The 14,991-nt window shown below is 62.9% G+C and carries 18 protein-coding genes; 12 read left to right on the forward strand and 6 right to left on the reverse strand.

Annotated features, from left to right (window positions below):
* Nucleotides 1-38: 38 nt before the first annotated feature.
* The 3 genes from MU553_RS19895 (at nt 39) to MU553_RS19905 (ending at nt 3,009) form a co-directional block, all read left to right on the forward strand.
* On the forward strand, nt 39-926 hold the full coding sequence (locus tag MU553_RS19895) for a DUF4392 domain-containing protein (RefSeq protein WP_247380973.1): 888 nt from the start codon (nt 39-41) through the stop codon (nt 924-926).
* A gap of 238 nt (nt 927-1,164) precedes the next feature.
* Nucleotides 1,165-2,610: an amidase gene (locus MU553_RS19900; RefSeq protein WP_247380974.1), complete on the forward strand. Its 1,446-nt coding sequence runs from the start codon at nt 1,165-1,167 to the stop codon at nt 2,608-2,610.
* 138 nt (nt 2,611-2,748) lie between these two features.
* Nucleotides 2,749-3,009, forward strand: coding sequence for a hypothetical protein (locus tag MU553_RS19905; protein ID WP_247380976.1), 261 nt, complete (start codon nt 2,749-2,751; stop codon nt 3,007-3,009).
* Nucleotides 3,010-3,197: 188 nt separating this feature from the next.
* Here the strand turns inward: MU553_RS19905 and MU553_RS19910 are convergent, their stop codons facing one another.
* Entirely contained in the window at nt 3,198-3,386 is a 189-nt protein-coding gene (locus MU553_RS19910) for a hypothetical protein (RefSeq protein WP_247380977.1), read from the reverse strand.
* 315 nt (nt 3,387-3,701) lie between these two features.
* On the opposite strand from MU553_RS19910, the gene MU553_RS19915 reads away from it, so the two are divergent.
* Complete coding sequence (locus MU553_RS19915; protein WP_247380980.1) at nt 3,702-4,040, forward strand: PadR family transcriptional regulator; 339 nt, start codon at nt 3,702-3,704, stop codon at nt 4,038-4,040.
* Nucleotides 4,041-4,281: 241 nt separating this feature from the next.
* Here the strand turns inward: MU553_RS19915 and MU553_RS19920 are convergent, their stop codons facing one another.
* The 4 genes from MU553_RS19920 to MU553_RS19930 all read right to left on the reverse strand — a co-directional run bounded on the left by MU553_RS19920 (nt 4,282) and on the right by MU553_RS19930 (nt 8,289).
* Complete coding sequence (locus tag MU553_RS19920; RefSeq protein WP_247380983.1) at nt 4,282-5,286, reverse strand: transcription initiation factor IIB; 1,005 nt, start codon at nt 5,284-5,286, stop codon at nt 4,282-4,284.
* A gap of 110 nt (nt 5,287-5,396) precedes the next feature.
* Complete coding sequence (locus MU553_RS23890; RefSeq protein ID WP_428222019.1) at nt 5,397-5,726, reverse strand: DUF7344 domain-containing protein; 330 nt, start codon at nt 5,724-5,726, stop codon at nt 5,397-5,399.
* Nucleotides 5,727-6,109: 383 nt separating this feature from the next.
* Nucleotides 6,110-6,955, reverse strand: a complete 846-nt coding sequence (locus MU553_RS19925) for a manganese catalase family protein (protein WP_247380986.1) — start codon at nt 6,953-6,955, stop codon at nt 6,110-6,112.
* 560 nt (nt 6,956-7,515) lie between these two features.
* Complete coding sequence (locus MU553_RS19930) at nt 7,516-8,289, reverse strand: helix-turn-helix domain-containing protein (protein WP_247380988.1); 774 nt, start codon at nt 8,287-8,289, stop codon at nt 7,516-7,518.
* A 242-nt stretch (nt 8,290-8,531) separates the two neighbouring features.
* Between MU553_RS19930 and MU553_RS19935 the strand changes: the two genes are divergently transcribed.
* From MU553_RS19935 to MU553_RS19950, 4 genes are all read left to right on the forward strand, one after another.
* Nucleotides 8,532-9,797, forward strand: a complete 1,266-nt coding sequence (locus tag MU553_RS19935; protein WP_247380990.1) for an integrase — start codon at nt 8,532-8,534, stop codon at nt 9,795-9,797.
* Between the two features lie 240 nt (nt 9,798-10,037).
* Nucleotides 10,038-10,616 (forward strand): CAP domain-containing protein, encoded by a 579-nt coding sequence (locus tag MU553_RS19940; protein ID WP_247380992.1) that lies wholly within the window; start codon nt 10,038-10,040, stop codon nt 10,614-10,616.
* A gap of 227 nt (nt 10,617-10,843) precedes the next feature.
* Nucleotides 10,844-11,128, forward strand: coding sequence for a hypothetical protein (locus tag MU553_RS19945; RefSeq protein ID WP_247380994.1), 285 nt, complete (start codon nt 10,844-10,846; stop codon nt 11,126-11,128).
* 206 nt (nt 11,129-11,334) lie between these two features.
* Nucleotides 11,335-11,550, forward strand: a complete 216-nt coding sequence (locus MU553_RS19950) for a hypothetical protein (protein ID WP_247380997.1) — start codon at nt 11,335-11,337, stop codon at nt 11,548-11,550.
* 57 nt (nt 11,551-11,607) lie between these two features.
* On the opposite strand, the gene MU553_RS19955 is transcribed toward MU553_RS19950, so the two are convergent.
* Nucleotides 11,608-12,483 carry a universal stress protein gene (locus MU553_RS19955; RefSeq protein WP_247380999.1) on the reverse strand — a complete coding sequence of 292 codons (876 nt, stop codon included), beginning with the start codon at nt 12,481-12,483 and terminating at the stop codon, nt 11,608-11,610.
* A gap of 125 nt (nt 12,484-12,608) precedes the next feature.
* On the opposite strand from MU553_RS19955, the gene MU553_RS19960 reads away from it, so the two are divergent.
* The 4 genes from MU553_RS19960 to MU553_RS19975 all read left to right on the forward strand — a co-directional run bounded on the left by MU553_RS19960 (nt 12,609) and on the right by MU553_RS19975 (nt 14,905).
* Nucleotides 12,609-13,337, forward strand: a complete 729-nt coding sequence (locus MU553_RS19960) for a SagB/ThcOx family dehydrogenase (protein ID WP_247381001.1) — start codon at nt 12,609-12,611, stop codon at nt 13,335-13,337.
* A gap of 103 nt (nt 13,338-13,440) precedes the next feature.
* Complete coding sequence (locus tag MU553_RS19965; protein ID WP_428222020.1) at nt 13,441-13,590, forward strand: DUF7557 family protein; 150 nt, start codon at nt 13,441-13,443, stop codon at nt 13,588-13,590.
* A gap of 364 nt (nt 13,591-13,954) precedes the next feature.
* A complete protein-coding gene (locus tag MU553_RS19970) occupies nt 13,955-14,410 on the forward strand; it encodes a universal stress protein (protein ID WP_247381005.1) in 456 nt (151 codons plus the stop codon).
* A gap of 72 nt (nt 14,411-14,482) precedes the next feature.
* Nucleotides 14,483-14,905, forward strand: a complete 423-nt coding sequence (locus MU553_RS19975; RefSeq protein WP_247381007.1) for a universal stress protein — start codon at nt 14,483-14,485, stop codon at nt 14,903-14,905.
* Nucleotides 14,906-14,991 lie beyond the last annotated feature (86 nt).

Here is a 14,991-nt window from a genome sequence, read left to right on the forward strand (position 1 = left end):
TCCGCCACGTTTAGCAGACGTGGCCTCAGAGATGCGGTATGTTTGTGGAAATCGACCACCAGATCACGCTAGATCTCGGCGGGCGGAACAGTCGCCGTCTCTACGAGGCCGTCCGTGCGGACGACCCACTGGTGAAGACCGCGGCGGAGCGCCTGCAGCGAGCCTGTGAGTCCGGCGGGCACGTTCTGTTGACGACCGGGTTTCCGATCGTCCCGCCCGGAGCCCCCGAGACCGACGGCCCACTCGGGACCGTCGTGCTGGCGCGAGCGCTCGCTCGACTCGGTGCGACGCCGGTACTCGTCGTGGAGCCGATGGTCCGCGACCCGATCACGGCGCTCGCCGACGAACTCGGGTGTGACTTCCCCGTCGAAACGGTTGAACCGACGGCGACGAGTGCAGACTCACTGCTCGACCGGTACGAGCCGACGGCGCTCGTGGCCATCGAAAAACCCGGTCGGTGCGCCGACGGGAGCTACCGAAACATGGCTGGTGCGGACATTCTGGAGTACGTTGGCCCCGTCGACGGACTGTTCGAGCAGGCACGCGAGCAGGGGATTCCAACGGTCGCCGTCGGCGACGGTGGCAACGAACTCGGGATGGGCGTGGTCCAGTCGACGGTCGAAGCGGCGATTCCCCACGGCGAGACAATCGCCTGTGTGACGCCGGTCGACGCACTGGTCGTCGCCGGGGTCTCGAACTGGGGCGCCTACGGTATCGTCGCCGCGCTGTCCGTGTTCGCCGGCGAGAATCTGCTTCATACCGGCGAGGCCGAGCGTCGACTGCTTGCGAGGTCCCTCTCAGCTGGGTGTGTCGACGGTGTCAGCGGCGACTCCGAGACGTGCGTCGACGGTATCGCGTGTGAAATCCACGAGAGCGTCGTCGACATCCTCCACCGGAGCTGTGCGGCCGAACTCGCCACGGACTGACTGCTGGAACACTGCAGTCTCGCGATAATTGGACCTGGTGATCCGGCCGCGAGACGGCGTGGACTCCGACGATGGTACAGCCGTGTCTCTGGTGGCAAAGAGAATGCGCTGACAGCTACGCTCTGCGTCAGTCGAGAGAGACAGCTAGAGGCGAACACCCTCGGAGTAGCCATGACAGGACGAGCAAGCCGGAAACTGACACGGGGCTTTATTTCCCCGTCCATGGCATTGCAGAGGTATGTCCGAACTCAGGGGACGGTCGGCTCGCGAACTCGCAACTGCGGTTCGCGAGGGCAGGCTGTCCTCGCTGGACCTCGTCGAGACGGCACTGACCCGGATCGAAGCGACCGACGCGTTGAACGCATTCATCACGGTCATCGCGGACTCGGCCCGCGAGCGCGCTCGTGCGGCCGACCGGGCGGCCGCTCGCGACGAGGATCTCGGCCCGCTCCACGGCATGCCGGTCGCGATCAAGGATCTCCGAAGCCGGAAAGCCGGCGTTCGAAACACGATGGGGCTCGCACCGCTGGCCGACAACGTCGCCGACGAAGACTCCATCACGGTCGAACGGCTGGAAGCCGCTGGCGCGGTCATCGTCGGCACCACCAATACGCCGGCACTCGGCCACACGATCAAGACGGAGAACCGCCTCGTCGGCGCAACGCCGACGCCGTTCGACAACGACCGGTCCGCCGGGGGCTCCTCCGGCGGGTCGGCGGCAGCACTCGCGGCCGGCACGGTGCCACTCGCCACCGGGTCGGACATCGGCGGGTCGCTCCGGGTGCCAGCCGCCTGCTGTAACGTCATCGGCCTGAAGCCCACGTTCGGCCTCGTCCCAGAGCGCGTCCCCGCTGACGGGTTCAGCACCCATTCGCCGTTTTTCGTCGGCGGCCCGATGGCCCGGTCCGCCGAGGACGTCGCCGTGCTCCTCGACGTTCTCGCGGGCCCGGACGGCCGCGATCCGTTCAGCGTCCCCCGTCCGGACGTGGACTACGTGGGGGCGACCGATCGGCCGACAGACGATCTCTCGATCGCGTACAGCCCGAACCTTGACCTCCAACCGGTCGCGCCGGCCGTCCGTGAGACGGTCGATGCCGCCGTCGCTGACCTCGCAGATGCCGGCGCGACAGTCGAGACCGTGGACGTGTCGCTCCCCCCGTACGAGGAGCTGTCGATGGCGTACGTCGAGCAGGTCGGCGTCTTCTTCCGCGCATTCGCCCAGCAACTCGCGGACCACTACGAGCTCGACTTCGAGACGGCGGACGTCGAGGAGACGGTCCGGTCGACGATCGCACTCGGCGAGGGGACGGACGCGACTGCCGAACGACTGGCGAACGTCCCCCGGACTGCCGCATACGACGCCGTTCAGGACGTGCTCGACTCCTACGACGTCCTGGTGACACCGACGCTGACCGTCCCCCCGTACAGCAAGCACCTCGCCGACGGCTACCCGACGGAGATCGACGGGCAGTCGGTGCTGGGCGTTCCGACCGACGTCATGCTGACGTGGGTGTTCAACCTGACCGGCCATCCCGCGGCGTCAGTGCCTGCCGGGCTCACCGACGACGGCCTCCCGGTCGGACTGCAGATCGTCGGTGAGCGGTTCGCCGAGCCCGACGTCCTGAGCGCCACCGCAGCGCTCGAGCGAGTCCGACCCTGGGCTGGGCAGTATCCGCCCATCTGAGAAACGACACCTGCAGATGTCTCACGTGCACTCGGTGTGGTCGCAGGTGTTAAGGCCGAGCCAGCACGTTACACGGACGATCCAAATGACTCGATGGGCAGTCACTGGCTGTTTCTCGAACCCCGTCCAGCGCAAACGATGACAGGGACGTCCGCGAAACCATCGGCGGAGTCCGAGACGAGCGGTCGATGGGCGCTCCTCGGCATTGGTGGCACAGTCAGTCTCTGCTGTCTCTTCGCAGCACCGGCGGCGACCGGTGCTGCGGGGGCTGCCGTCGCAGGTGGAACGACAGCAGCAATCGGTGGTGGGGTCGTTCGCGTTCTCGTCTCGGCACTGACGGTCGGTCTCATTGGAGTTCTGTTGCGGGCTCGCGGCGACTCGTGTTCCTGTGAAAACTAGCTGCGAATCGACCGTTCTCGATCACGTCGTGACGACGGGAGCTCTCGGTGTCTGAGCTGGGATGTACGTGGGACCACTACGATGAGACACAGCCGCTGGTCAGCGTCACTGTGTCCGGCTTTTGATCCTGACGTTGGCTTCCAGTGACTCACATAGATTTCGAGGTGCAAGCCCCGGCTTCCGTACTGTTACCGCTGTGGATTCGTCACCCGAGCAGTGCCGTAGCCGATGACAACCCCGACAGAGATGACGAGCAAATCGGAATCGACGGTCACCACACCGAATAGACTCAGGTAGTTGATGAGGAGGAAAAACGCGAACCCGACGATCAGCGCCCCGAAGAGAGGCCTGACGTCTCGTCTCCGACTGGGTGCCATTACCTCGTTGTACCGACATCGCTGCTAAATACTTTGTCTGTCATGGAATCGCTGGGCAGTGGACTGCGATAGACTGCTCAGTTCGCGTGTCTCTCGGCGTTCTCCATCCTGCACAGGGCCCAAGTAAAATTGCTCGATCATGTTCGATATCAAGAAACGGGTAGAAACTATCCACCCGTTTCTCGAAGAAAGCGATAGGTACTAATTATGCGATTCACATGTTTGGGATAAGACCAGTGTCGATGATATGTATTCAGCACAGACAGTGTGAGTGTCTGTGGCTGTCATGATCCACTGGTCGATGACACGACGACTATGGCTACCCCCAAGACACCTACCCCGGACGCAATCGACACGTTCCCTGAGTACAGCACCTTCCAGCGCGAAGTGCTGTTGGCGATCGCGACCCTGGAAACCGAAGGAACAGACCCCTACGGCCTCGCGATCAAACGCCAACTGGAATCGGTCTACGACGAGGAGATCAACCACGGTCGGCTGTACCCGAATCTCGACACGCTGGTTACGGATGGCCTCGTCGAGAAAACGGCACTCGACAAACGGACGAACGAGTACTCCCTCACGGAGGTGGGCGAGCAGTTCCTCGTCGAACAGCAGGTTCGAATCACAGACGTTCTCGATGCCTATCTCGACTAACGGTGGACTCCGAACCGACTCGAGAACAGACGCGGTCTAACGACTCCTGAACAGTACGCGCTGCGGCAGTGGGGGATGGGGGAGAACCCACGCGAGAAGACCCCGAACCGATCAAGGACTACCTCATCGTCGGTGATCTGACCCCAAAGCCACTGAGACCAGAAGACAATCAGTTGGAATGCCCATCAGAACCGCCATCGCTCGACTCGACTGCAGAATAGATCGCGTGCCTGTCGGCCGCCTATGCAGTCGCTTCCGACCGCAGATTCCGGAGCTCGTCTTTCTCCAGGGCGTCGAAGAAATCCTGATAGCGGCTTCTGATCGTGACTGCGCTGATGTCGGTCACCTGGCTGATCGCTTCCTGGGTGAGTTCTTCACCGACGAGGAGGCCTCCGGCGTAGATGGCAGCAGCCGCGAGTCCGACCGGACTCTTGCCGCTGTGAACCATCTGTGCGTTCGAGTGTTCGAGTAGCTTCCGGGCCGTTCGCTCCACGGCCGAACTCGCCTCGAGCGCAGAGACGAATCGCGGGAGATACTGGGCAGGCTCTGCCGGCTGGATTTCCAGGTTCAGCTCTCGGACGATGTACCGATAGGTTCGTGTGAGCTCCAGTTTCGCCACGCGTGAGACGCGCTGGAACTCGTCCAGCGACCGGGGGACGTTCGCCTGTTTGGCGGCTCCGTACAGCGAGGCGGTCGCCACGCCTTCGATGGAGCGGCCGGGGAGCAGGTTCTCGTCGAGCGCACGCCGGTAGATGACGCTTCCAGTCTCGCGGACGGTCTCCGGAAGCCCGAGTGCCGAGGCCATGCGGTCGATCTCACCGAGGGCCTGTTTCAGGTTGCGTTCTTTGGAGTCGCGGGTGCGGAAGCGCTCGTTCCAGGTGCGCAAGCGCCGCATCTTCTGGCGTTGTGCTGTGCCCAGCGCGTTGCCGTTCGCATCTCTGTCCGCCCACCCGATGTTCGTCGAGAGCCCCTGGTCGTGCATCATCTTCGTCGTCGGCGCCCCGACGCGGGATTTCTCGTCGCGGTCGGCGGCATCGTACGCGCGCCACTCCGGCCCGCGGTCGATCTCGTCTTCGCTCACCACTTCCCCCGTTTCGGGGTCGATCCACTCGCCGTGTTGCTCGTCGTAGACCAGATCCTCGTCGGAGTGTTGGCTCTCTTCAGTTCTCGATGTCTCCTCGTTGTCGCTGGCAACGTGAGTGTCGTCGGCATTCGGGCGCCAGCTGGTGCGAGTCGATTCAGACATTGAGTTCGTACACGTACCCACGAGCGTCGAGATATTGGGGGTTCGTTTGGTACATCACGAACGGCCGAGACAGTGGGGACGTCACAGCCGGCTTTGACCTCTCTGCACGGCTACAGTCGTGGAGTTTCGCCTCGGTTCGCTGTAATTGCATCGCCTGCTTCATCTATCGCAGCGTGGCCGTCGAACCGGACACGCTCGGAGCGGCGATCGAACTCGATCACGCCCATGTCATCCAGTAACGGAAGATGGACGTACGCCAAATCGACAGTGATCGTGTCCCGTTGCGAGGACAGCGACTCGGACTCTTGGCTCGCCACGTAGTCAGCGAGTTCGTCGATCGGTACCACTCGGTCGTCTGCTTCCCGTAAGTATGTCAGGACAGACTGGCGTCGGTGGCGTGCAACACGCCGGTACGTCGCTTTTGCTGAGGGGTGGGGCATGATCGTCCACTTCCAAGTGGCGTTTGGAAGGGCGCACGTTCGGTGTCGTCCCTCATAAACTGGCAGTACGCTCCACCAGCGCCCTGCTCTCGATAAGCCCGTTCAAGAGCGATGCTGCAAAGAATAGGGACGCGATAATTGCAGTGCGACGACCATCAGCTAGGGGGGCCGAAACGGCGGCTCTGCTGCAGTACAGTCTCTCTTCAGGGATCTCCGGGGGTTGTTGTGATCTGAAATGCAGCCTTACCCTCGTGTCTGCTTGCCTTCGTGCATGCGACGCTGTGTTTCGGCGCTGATAGCTCGGTTCCCGAACTCCGTTATTCAGGGGGTTGCCCGGAAGGACCCCCCTGAATCCGGCGTTGTCTAGGCGATCGACTAGACGGCTATTGGTCGTCGATGCTCTTGTCGCCGCCCGATCCACTCGCGTGATTGTGCATCTCCTCGATCGCCTCTTCGACCAGGCCGCTGCCGCCGCCGGGTTGATAGCCGAACGAGAACTCGCCCTTGCCGTCGATCGAGGTGTCCTGCGTCCACCGCTCCTCGGGGTCTTCCCGCTGGTCGCGGAACGTCGACATGAACTGGTAGTTGACGTTCTGGTTTTCTTTCTCCTGGGGGAAACTGGCCGGAACGGGCAGGGTATCACCGAGTTCTTCGAGGGCGGCGTGCCACTGGTTCTGGTGCATGGTGTCCCGGGCGATGAGATACGCCCACATGTCTTTCATCCCCTCGTCGTCGGTCATCTCGTACAGTCGGCAGGCGAGCTGGCGGCCGGTGGCCTCGGCCGCGATGTTCGCGTACATGTCGGCGGCGAGGTTCCCGCTCGCGACCACGTAGCTCCCGTTGAACGGGACGCCGTTCGCGTCGGTCGCGAGTCCGTGCATGCCGGCGCTGAGCGCCTGTCGCGGCTGGCCGCCCTGCATCATCGTCCGGATGAGCGGGTTCCCGTCCGCCACCTCTTCTTTGACATCCTCGGGCGCTCCCTGGAGGTTCTTCGTGATGGCGGTGGCGATCATCTCGATGTGGCCGAGTTCCTCGGTCGCCGTCTCCATCAGCAGGTCGCGGTACTTGCCCATGCTCTTTGGCGTCCCGAACGCCTGAAACATGTACTGGAGTGCGACCCGCATCTCGCCCTCGATGCCGCCGATGGCCTGCTGCATCATCTTGGCGTAGTACGGATCAGGCTCCTCGACCTCGACCTCGTACTGGAGCTCGTTATCGTGATAGAACATTGGCTGCCTCCACAGACTCGTCAGCACCCATTTCAAAAAGTGAAGTTTCGGCGTGTGTTTGGGTTCCCTGTATGCGGTCACCAGTTTCGACATAGGATTCTAGAATTGGTCACACACTACACAGATGGGCAGCGAAGCCAGATCGAATCGCCATCTTGCGACCGGCTCCACCAAGAACGGAGTGGTATGTCGGGAGAGTAACGACCGGGTCAGCTTCTCATTGACGGACATTGCTCTCGTCTTCGTGTGTTGACGAAGGCTATTTCCGATCGTTCGTTTGCGCGTCCACGAACCGAACCTGGCTCCTGACGTGCTGTTGCGACTTTCCGCCTTACATAGAGACAGCGCGGAAACCCGTGAGTTGCCCCTGAGAGGAAGCACGCAAACTCTGATACACGTTCTCAATCCCGAACGTAACGGTGGAAAATTGGGATTGCCGCTGACCGAACCCGCCGGGTACCGATCGGGAAGGGGCACTGACGCCAACCAGTGTTCACTTCACGAGCGAGACGTGTCTACCGACAGTACTCGGGTGCGGTCCTGAGCGTTGCGACCGCCTGTCACGCTTCGAGTTGGACGTCCTCTGCGTCGGGGTGATCGTCCGGCCGGGCACTGAGCGAATTCGAGACGAACTCCGTCGCTAGCCACGCTTCGGCGCGGGTGATGCGGTACTGCAGCGTGGAGGTGGGAACGTCGATTGTGTCCGCGATCGACTGGAGCGAGTTGCGCCGTGGCGTCTCGTAGTAGCCGTATTCCACGGCGGCTTCGAGGGCCGCCTGTTGCTCCGGGGGGAGGTCATCGTCGTGGAATCCCGTGTCCGTCCAGCACTCCGGATCGCTCAGTCGCTCGACGGTGATCGAAAGGCCATCACAGAGCCCGGCGTCGACCTCGTCGTAAATGGCGCCGACCGTGTCCTCGTCGTCGATGAGCAACCGCCACTGATACTGATTGCCGCGGCGTTCCGCTTGCATCAGGAGTCCGTCACCGATGTGTTTCGCAGCGACGTGGGGGATCGAGTGAACACCGTCGCCCTCCTGCTGGCACGTGTAGACGATGCGGCTGTTCGGGGTACTCGATAGGATCTCGTAGTCCCACTCGACGACGGGCGAGCCACACATCCCGATCGTCTCGTTGCAGTTGGTGATGCGACCGAGCAGGTCCTCGAACGTCGCAAGCACTTCTTTCGGTCCGGTGACGTGCGCGAGACGCCAGATCGATTCGCTCGTCGCGTGGACCGCCATCGTTCTGGCGCGGAGTTCCGGATTCTCGATGAACAGGTCCATCACCTCGTCGACCCCCTCCTCGTATTCGATCGTGAAGACGAACTCTCGCATGTACGAGTGGTTACGAACCGGACTGGTATAGTTTCGTTTGGTATGTACCAACTGTCGATCGCCCCGACTCATCACGATACCCGTGGTCGGCAATCCCCCTGTCCGGACGTGTTTCGTTGTTGTCCGCACCGACAAAGACGCACCAAAACCAATAAGCTATCTGGTTGTGTTCATCTACTTACCAAAATTCATGTTCACAGCCCCGACTCGACGACCGACAGCAGCCGTTTCGTCGACTACTGATGGCTAAGTACGCGCAGTTCTCGGACGTCGACGACTTCGCGTCGTTCTATCGGGACGAGATCGTCCCGGCGATCGACGCGGACCCGGACGCCGACATCGATCCGCGACGGGAAACGCCGTCCTATCGCTGGCTCAAGCAGCACTACTCGGGGTTCGTCGAGCGCCTCCGTCGTGAGTACGACCTTTCACCAGGGGAGTTCTACGACGCCGTCGATCTCCCACCCGAGTCGGGGGCCGACGACGAGAGTCCCTGGGGGATCGCTCACCAACCGACGATCACCGTGCTGGACGAGTACATCCACGAACTCGAACACGACAGGGGTCGAGCAGCGACGACGGTCGGCCCGCGGCGGTCGCGACTCAAGACCTACGTGACCACGTATTCTGACGTCCACGGGGCCGACGACTTGCTGTCGCCGCTGCTCGACGAGCAACAGAAACCCGACGAGATTCAGCGAGCCAAGGAAGTCTTTCGCGTGCTGGACGACGAGCTCGGGACGCTCGGTTCGAAGCGCAAGTACGTCTCCGTGGTGAAAAACTGGTACACCTTCCTCGAAGAGACGGGACGGGCGGTGTACAATCCGGCCGCGAATCTCCTGAAGCGCTTCGGCTGGGACGAAGAACCCCGATACGATCATCCGGCACTCTCGCCGTCAGATCTCGACGAGATGCTGGCCGTCGCGACCGACGACGAACGCTTCTTGCTGTTGGCACTCGCTGGCTGGGGCCTCCGGCCAGTCGAGGCCTGTGAGCTGCACGTCGATCAGTTGGTCCTCGACCCACCGGAAGGCGAAGGTGACGTGCCGTACATCGAGTTCCAGGCAGGCGAACGGAAGAACGCTCGGCGAACCCGGAACACAGTGGAGTTGCTGGTCGGCGTGGCGGCGATTCGCGACCGGATTCGATCCCTCCGCGACGGGGACTGGGCCGGCTATCTGTTCCCGTCACCGGAGCGCGACGGTCCGATCTCGACGCAGACCGCGCGTCGATGGGTCCGCGACGTGGGCGACCGTGCGTCCGTCACGATCGACGGTGGTGCGCCGAAACCGAAGATGGGCCGCAGGACGTGGTACCGACTGTACCGTCAACAGCGACCCCAGATCGAAGCGGGGACGGCGGCAGTGGCCGATGCACAGGGGTCGACAGATGCAGGCGTCTCGGAACGCAACTATCTCGACGAACGCACGCGACGCGAAGCACGAGCGGCCGCCATGCGCGACCTCGTCCAGGACGATCTGGCCGCGATTTTCGACGCGTACCTGTAACTGTCGAGTGCAGTACGGCTATTCGGTCGACCAGCCCGCTGGTGGGTTGCTCGTCCGGTGGGAACTGACCGTCGACAGAGCGCTCACCCGTGGGCGCCGGAAATCGAAAGTCGTTCTCACAACGTGAAAATGCAGGTGTCGAATTACAAGCGACGGATTTGGACTTATTCGCAACGACCGCCGGCGTCCGGACGACCACGGCCGACGGAGTCTGCGAGGCGCTGGCTCAGCAAGGTAGCAATGAAAGTCCACCGACTTCTTCCCGTCCTGGCACTCGTCGTCTTCGTTGCGGTCGCAGGTGCACATTTCCTGTCGAGTACCGACGTGGCGACAGCGAAGGAGAACAGCCGGCTGAACGAGAACCGCACAGCGCACATCGTTCACGAACTCGTCAACGAGGAACGGGCCGAGCACGGCCTCCCACCACTGGACTACGATCAGCAACTCGCCGCCATCGCCAGCGATCACAGTGCAACGATGGCCGAAGCGGACACCGTCACCCACAGCAGAACCGACGGTGGCGCCGCTTCTGCCCAGGTCCCCAACGGAGCTGTCCAGTGTAACGGGTCCCAGGCCGAGAACGCAACGGCCGTGGGCCGAGAGACTGTCGCCAAAACGAAGGTCTACACTCCCGTCAATACCAGTCGCGGGACGGAGTTCTTCAACACCGAACGGGAACTCGCACGCGGAATCGTCGACAAGTGGCTGCAGTCGCCACAGCAACGCGAGCGACTCCTCCACTCGTCCTGGCAGGCCGAAGGCGTCGGGATCGAGATCCGCGGGGACGATACGGTGTACGTGACACAGGAGTTCTGTTAACGGGCCGACGCCCGTTCGATCGACTGAAGAAGTCCGAATCAGCTCTTCGCGCACGAGTACTCGCTATCAGTTCGGTGAGTCGCTGGAGCCGGGGTTGTCGCGTATGGGGGTTCTGGGGCGTGTGTCTCTCAGGCGCACTGTGTCGAGACGTTCAAGAGAGGTGCGACGAAACACGCGAGTAGCACTCGGTACGGAGCCGTCGGCCTGCCGGAGACACTGCGCTCACCATGTCCGGTCCGCATCAATCGAACACGCCCGAACAAGCCGTGAACACGTTCATCGAGGACCACGTGCTGGATTGGGACGGGCTGTCGACCAAGATCGTCGGGCCGGAGTTCGAGACGCGAGATGGCGGCCGCATCACCTTCGAGTTCTTGGCACTCCGCAGGAGTGGGTACGATGGGTCGCTCACGAGCGCGAGTCGCTACCAGGGCCAGCTCGTGCGACGCGGGCAGGCCTACACTGTGGCGTCCTGGGACCGAATGTCGATTCCGACGGCCCAGTTCGAGTGAATACTTCGTATGACGACGTATACGTCGTGAGTGGAAGTCAGAGACGCGAACGTGGTCCGTAGTAATGGTTTAGTTACCGACGAGTACACATTCCGTATTACTTTGGGTGTAATTAACGTCTGACACATCTCCAGGTGCTATCAATAAATCTTAACTTTCCGGGGGGTCCAGTGTCTAGAAGCACCGTGCCAGCACCCGACAATCCTGTGGACACGCCGGATGCCCCCTTCACACTCCCGTGTGACCACAGCTTCGCGTATTCGACGCTGGCCTCGTCGATCGACGACAGCGACTTCACGCTCGAAGACATCGGCTCCACGAAGAACGGGGCGATGTACATGGAGGTCTCCTTTTCCTGTCCGCGGTGTCAAACGCCGGTCCAGGTCGAACTGCTCGAATCCGTCGTCATGTCGCCCCGGTAACTGTTCCATTCGTCGCACCGGTGAGTGTTACTTTGATGCACTCTTCTCGACGCACAGTCACCGCGTCATGACCGGCGTTTCGGCCCGTTCGAGGATGCGTGCCGTGACGCTGCCGAGCAATCGGTCCGTCGTTGCGCTCAGCCCACGTGTGCCGACGACGATCAGGTCGGCCTCCACCCCGTCGGCGAACGCGAGGATCTCCTCGTCAGGCCGGCCCCGCAACACGTCGGCGTCGACTGGGAGGTTCCGTTCGCGAGCCAGGTCGGCGATGGTCTCCGTCGCTTTCTGGCCGCCCTCCTTGAGTAGGCCGACGATACTCCGTGGCGCGTCTTCCAGGTCGTACGTCTCTGTATCGACGACGTAGATCACGTGCACGTCGGCGCCGTAGTGCTCGGCGATTTCGAGGGCCGGTTCTGCCGCGCGCGCTGCCTCGTCGCTTCCGTCGGTCGCGATGACGACGTGATCGTACATTCCGTAGCCCGTCGGGAGGTCCGTCACGTCGCCGTCGAGGCGGACGGTCATGATCGGCACGTCGCCCAGTGTGATGACGCGCTCGGTCGTACTGCCGAGACGGGCGCGCTCGTGGCCGGTCCACCCCTGCGTGCCCATGACGATCAGATCCACGTCGTGTTCGTCGGCGTATTCCCGGATCGCCTCGTGGGGAACGCCTTCCCGGACCGCCTCGACGACGTCGACCCCGAGTTTCTGGCCGTGTTCGTCGACGGTCTGCGTGGCCGCCCGACTGCGCGTGCGCGCTTTCTCCCGGAACTCCGCGCGGTTGGCGTCGGACACCCCAGGCGGTTCGGCCCCGGTATCGACGACCGAGAGCGCGTGAAGCGTCGCGTCGGTCGCGCGAGCCAGGTCGAGTGCGCGAGCGATCGCTTCCGCCGCGCCGGCACTCCCGTCCGTGGGAAGCAGAATTGTCTGGTACATGTCGACCGGTACCGTCTACCACACCAGGGCCCAAAGTAATCCCGCCGACGCGCGTGCCCAGTTCGGAAACGGTCGCCAACCCACTGGTGACTACACTTTTGGGCTGCTTCGTGGAGAGGTCGACTATGGCACCGACGCGACTCTCGCGACAGGACTTGCTCCGCACGTTCGCTCTCGGGATCGGATCTGTCGCTCTCAGCGTCCTGTTGCGCCGATTCGATCGCGCCGCAGCCCAGCAGGGCGGCAACCGGATCAGACTCCCTGAACCGTCACGGGAGGGCGACACGTCCGTCGAAGCAGCGATCTCGGCTCGCCGCTCCAGACGGTCCTACAGGCGGGACCCGCTCGATCTCGCGACTGTCAGCCAACTGCTGTGGGCGGCGCAGGGGATCACCGAGCCGTCGACGGGCCATCGGGCCGCCCCGAGCGCCGGAGCGACGTATCCGCTCGAACTGTACGTCGTCGTGGGCGACCCCGGCGTCGCAGGACTCGATGCCGGCGTCTACCGCTACGACGTGGAGAGACACGGACTCGAACGGCTTGCGACGGGCAACCGACAGTCGGACTTGCGTGCGGCCGCACTCGATCAGGAATGGGTCGGACAGGGCGCGATCGACGTGGTGGTCTGTGCCGACGACGAGCGGACGACGGCGAAGTACGGGCCTCGCGGGAAAGAACGCTACGTGCCGATGGAAGCCGGGCACGTCGGGGAGAATCTGTACTTGCAGGCGGAGTCGCTCGACCTCGCGATGGTCACCGTCGGCGCATTTCGCGACGAGCGCGTCCGCGAACTGGTGGACGCACCCCAAGCCCAACGGCCGCTCTACGTCATTCCTATCGGCGCGCGAACGTAACGACGGACCGAGGGACGACTCGTTCCGTGCTCGGCGCCATCCTGTTTTTGTGCCTCGGCGTCGAAGGGAACTGGGGACGACCGCCGACGTCCCCGGGATCGGCATGACGCACACGATCGAAATCAGTGACGAACTCAGAGACCGGCTCGATCTACAGCTAGAGGAAGACGAGACCTACGAGGAACTCATCGCGGAGTTGCTGGCGATGTACGAAACGGAAGGCACGTTCCTGCAAGAGGGGTACTCGGAGTAACAGACCCCTTACCCGCGGTTCGATGGGAATTCTATGCAGGCCCGACCCAGTGCCCGGTCCGGGACAGCCGAGCTGACCACTTGACCGAGAGGCGCTTGACGTGTCCGACGAGGAGACGCGTGTGTGCAGTAAACTGCTGACTGTACAGACCCTGTCTGGAGTCGTCTGGTGGCGGCTTCGTCGTGCTCTCGTTGCTCGGCTCCGTGCTCTCCGCGCTCGGCCTGGGGGTGGCTACGGCGCTCTCGCATACCATCGGACGCCCTGACGCCCTCGGAGGCTGGTTGATGACTCACTCCTGGTGACTCAGTTTCTGTCACACGAGCCGTGACACTTCCTTATTCGTCCTGCTGGTGTATGTGAGGGTATGGACTTTGCAGTCGCAGTCGACGGCTCAGAGCAAAGTGAGCGAACGCTCGACTACGCGTTCGAACTCGGCGAGGCGATGAGCCACGCCCCTTCGATCACGGCGGTCCACGTGGTCGACCCGGACGTCTACACCGAAGGCGGGATCGAACCCGTCGCCGACCTCGCCGACGCGGAGCGACGCCTCATCATCGAGAACATCGCGGACGCCGAAGACAGAGGCCAGGGAATCCTCGACGACGCAGTGGCGTTCGCAGCCGACCGCGACGTGGAACTGAGGACCGAACTGCTCTACGGCGATCCGGTCGAACAGCTCTCGGATGTCGCGAGTGCGGAGGGCTTCGACGCGCTCTTCGTCGGTCACCGGGGCCACTCCGAACACGCCGAGCGCTTCCTGGGCAGCGTTGCGAAAGGCCTCGTCGAACGCTCGGACGTCCCCGTCACGGTCGTCCGATGACGCCGCCCTCTGAACGTCGCCGCCGATTGAAAGGTGGAAATAGATAAGTCCAGATGTGTGGTATAGGATACCATGGCGGGAATTTTACTTGCCACTGACGGGAGCCAGCACGCGATGCAGGCAGGCGAGCAGGCCATCCAACTCGCGCGCGAGCGGGACGTGCCGCTCCACGTGCTCTGTGTCGTCGATCGACGCGAGTACGGGGAGGTGGCGCTCAGCACGAGCGAACTGGCCTGTATTCAGGCGGAGGACCACGGGCACGAGTGCGTCGCAGCGGTCGCTGATCAGGCCAACAAGCAGGGTCTCGACGTCGAGACGGACGTGTGCCACGGGATTCCCGAACGGGACATCGTGGCGTACGCGAACGAAATCGACGCGGACGCGATCGTCGTGGGAAAACACGGCGACCACCGCGAGCATCTCGGCGGGGTCGGACGAAACGTGAAAGCCGACAGTGACCACCGGACGATCGTCGTCTCTCCCGGCCCAGCCTGAGCCCGAACTGGGCCGTCCGATTTCTCCTGCCTCCCCGATTGTGACTCACTGAGTGCCGTGAGTGTGATCAGCAGGCGATGGAAGAT

Source organism: Halorientalis brevis (assembly GCF_023077655.1).

Excerpts from the sequence above, each read along its gene's own strand:
- MU553_RS19895 (WP_247380973.1), top strand. The coding sequence starts at position 39 with ATGTTTGTGGAAATCGACCACCAGATCACGCTAGATCTCGGCGGGCGG.
- MU553_RS19900 (WP_247380974.1), top strand. The coding sequence starts at position 1,165 with ATGTCCGAACTCAGGGGACGGTCGGCTCGCGAACTCGCAACTGCGGTT.
- MU553_RS19905 (WP_247380976.1), top strand. The coding sequence starts at position 2,749 with ATGACAGGGACGTCCGCGAAACCATCGGCGGAGTCCGAGACGAGCGGT.
- MU553_RS19910 (WP_247380977.1), bottom strand. The coding sequence starts at position 3,386 with ATGGCACCCAGTCGGAGACGAGACGTCAGGCCTCTCTTCGGGGCGCTG.
- MU553_RS19915 (WP_247380980.1), top strand. The coding sequence starts at position 3,702 with ATGGCTACCCCCAAGACACCTACCCCGGACGCAATCGACACGTTCCCT.
- MU553_RS19920 (WP_247380983.1), bottom strand. The coding sequence starts at position 5,286 with ATGTCTGAATCGACTCGCACCAGCTGGCGCCCGAATGCCGACGACACT.
- MU553_RS23890 (WP_428222019.1), bottom strand. The coding sequence starts at position 5,726 with ATGCCCCACCCCTCAGCAAAAGCGACGTACCGGCGTGTTGCACGCCAC.
- MU553_RS19925 (WP_247380986.1), bottom strand. The coding sequence starts at position 6,955 with ATGTTCTATCACGATAACGAGCTCCAGTACGAGGTCGAGGTCGAGGAG.
- MU553_RS19930 (WP_247380988.1), bottom strand. The coding sequence starts at position 8,289 with ATGCGAGAGTTCGTCTTCACGATCGAATACGAGGAGGGGGTCGACGAG.
- MU553_RS19935 (WP_247380990.1), top strand. The coding sequence starts at position 8,532 with ATGGCTAAGTACGCGCAGTTCTCGGACGTCGACGACTTCGCGTCGTTC.
- MU553_RS19940 (WP_247380992.1), top strand. The coding sequence starts at position 10,038 with ATGAAAGTCCACCGACTTCTTCCCGTCCTGGCACTCGTCGTCTTCGTT.
- MU553_RS19945 (WP_247380994.1), top strand. The coding sequence starts at position 10,844 with ATGTCCGGTCCGCATCAATCGAACACGCCCGAACAAGCCGTGAACACG.
- MU553_RS19955 (WP_247380999.1), bottom strand. The coding sequence starts at position 12,483 with ATGTACCAGACAATTCTGCTTCCCACGGACGGGAGTGCCGGCGCGGCG.
- MU553_RS19960 (WP_247381001.1), top strand. The coding sequence starts at position 12,609 with ATGGCACCGACGCGACTCTCGCGACAGGACTTGCTCCGCACGTTCGCT.
- MU553_RS19965 (WP_428222020.1), top strand. The coding sequence starts at position 13,441 with ATGACGCACACGATCGAAATCAGTGACGAACTCAGAGACCGGCTCGAT.
- MU553_RS19970 (WP_247381005.1), top strand. The coding sequence starts at position 13,955 with ATGGACTTTGCAGTCGCAGTCGACGGCTCAGAGCAAAGTGAGCGAACG.
- MU553_RS19975 (WP_247381007.1), top strand. The coding sequence starts at position 14,483 with ATGGCGGGAATTTTACTTGCCACTGACGGGAGCCAGCACGCGATGCAG.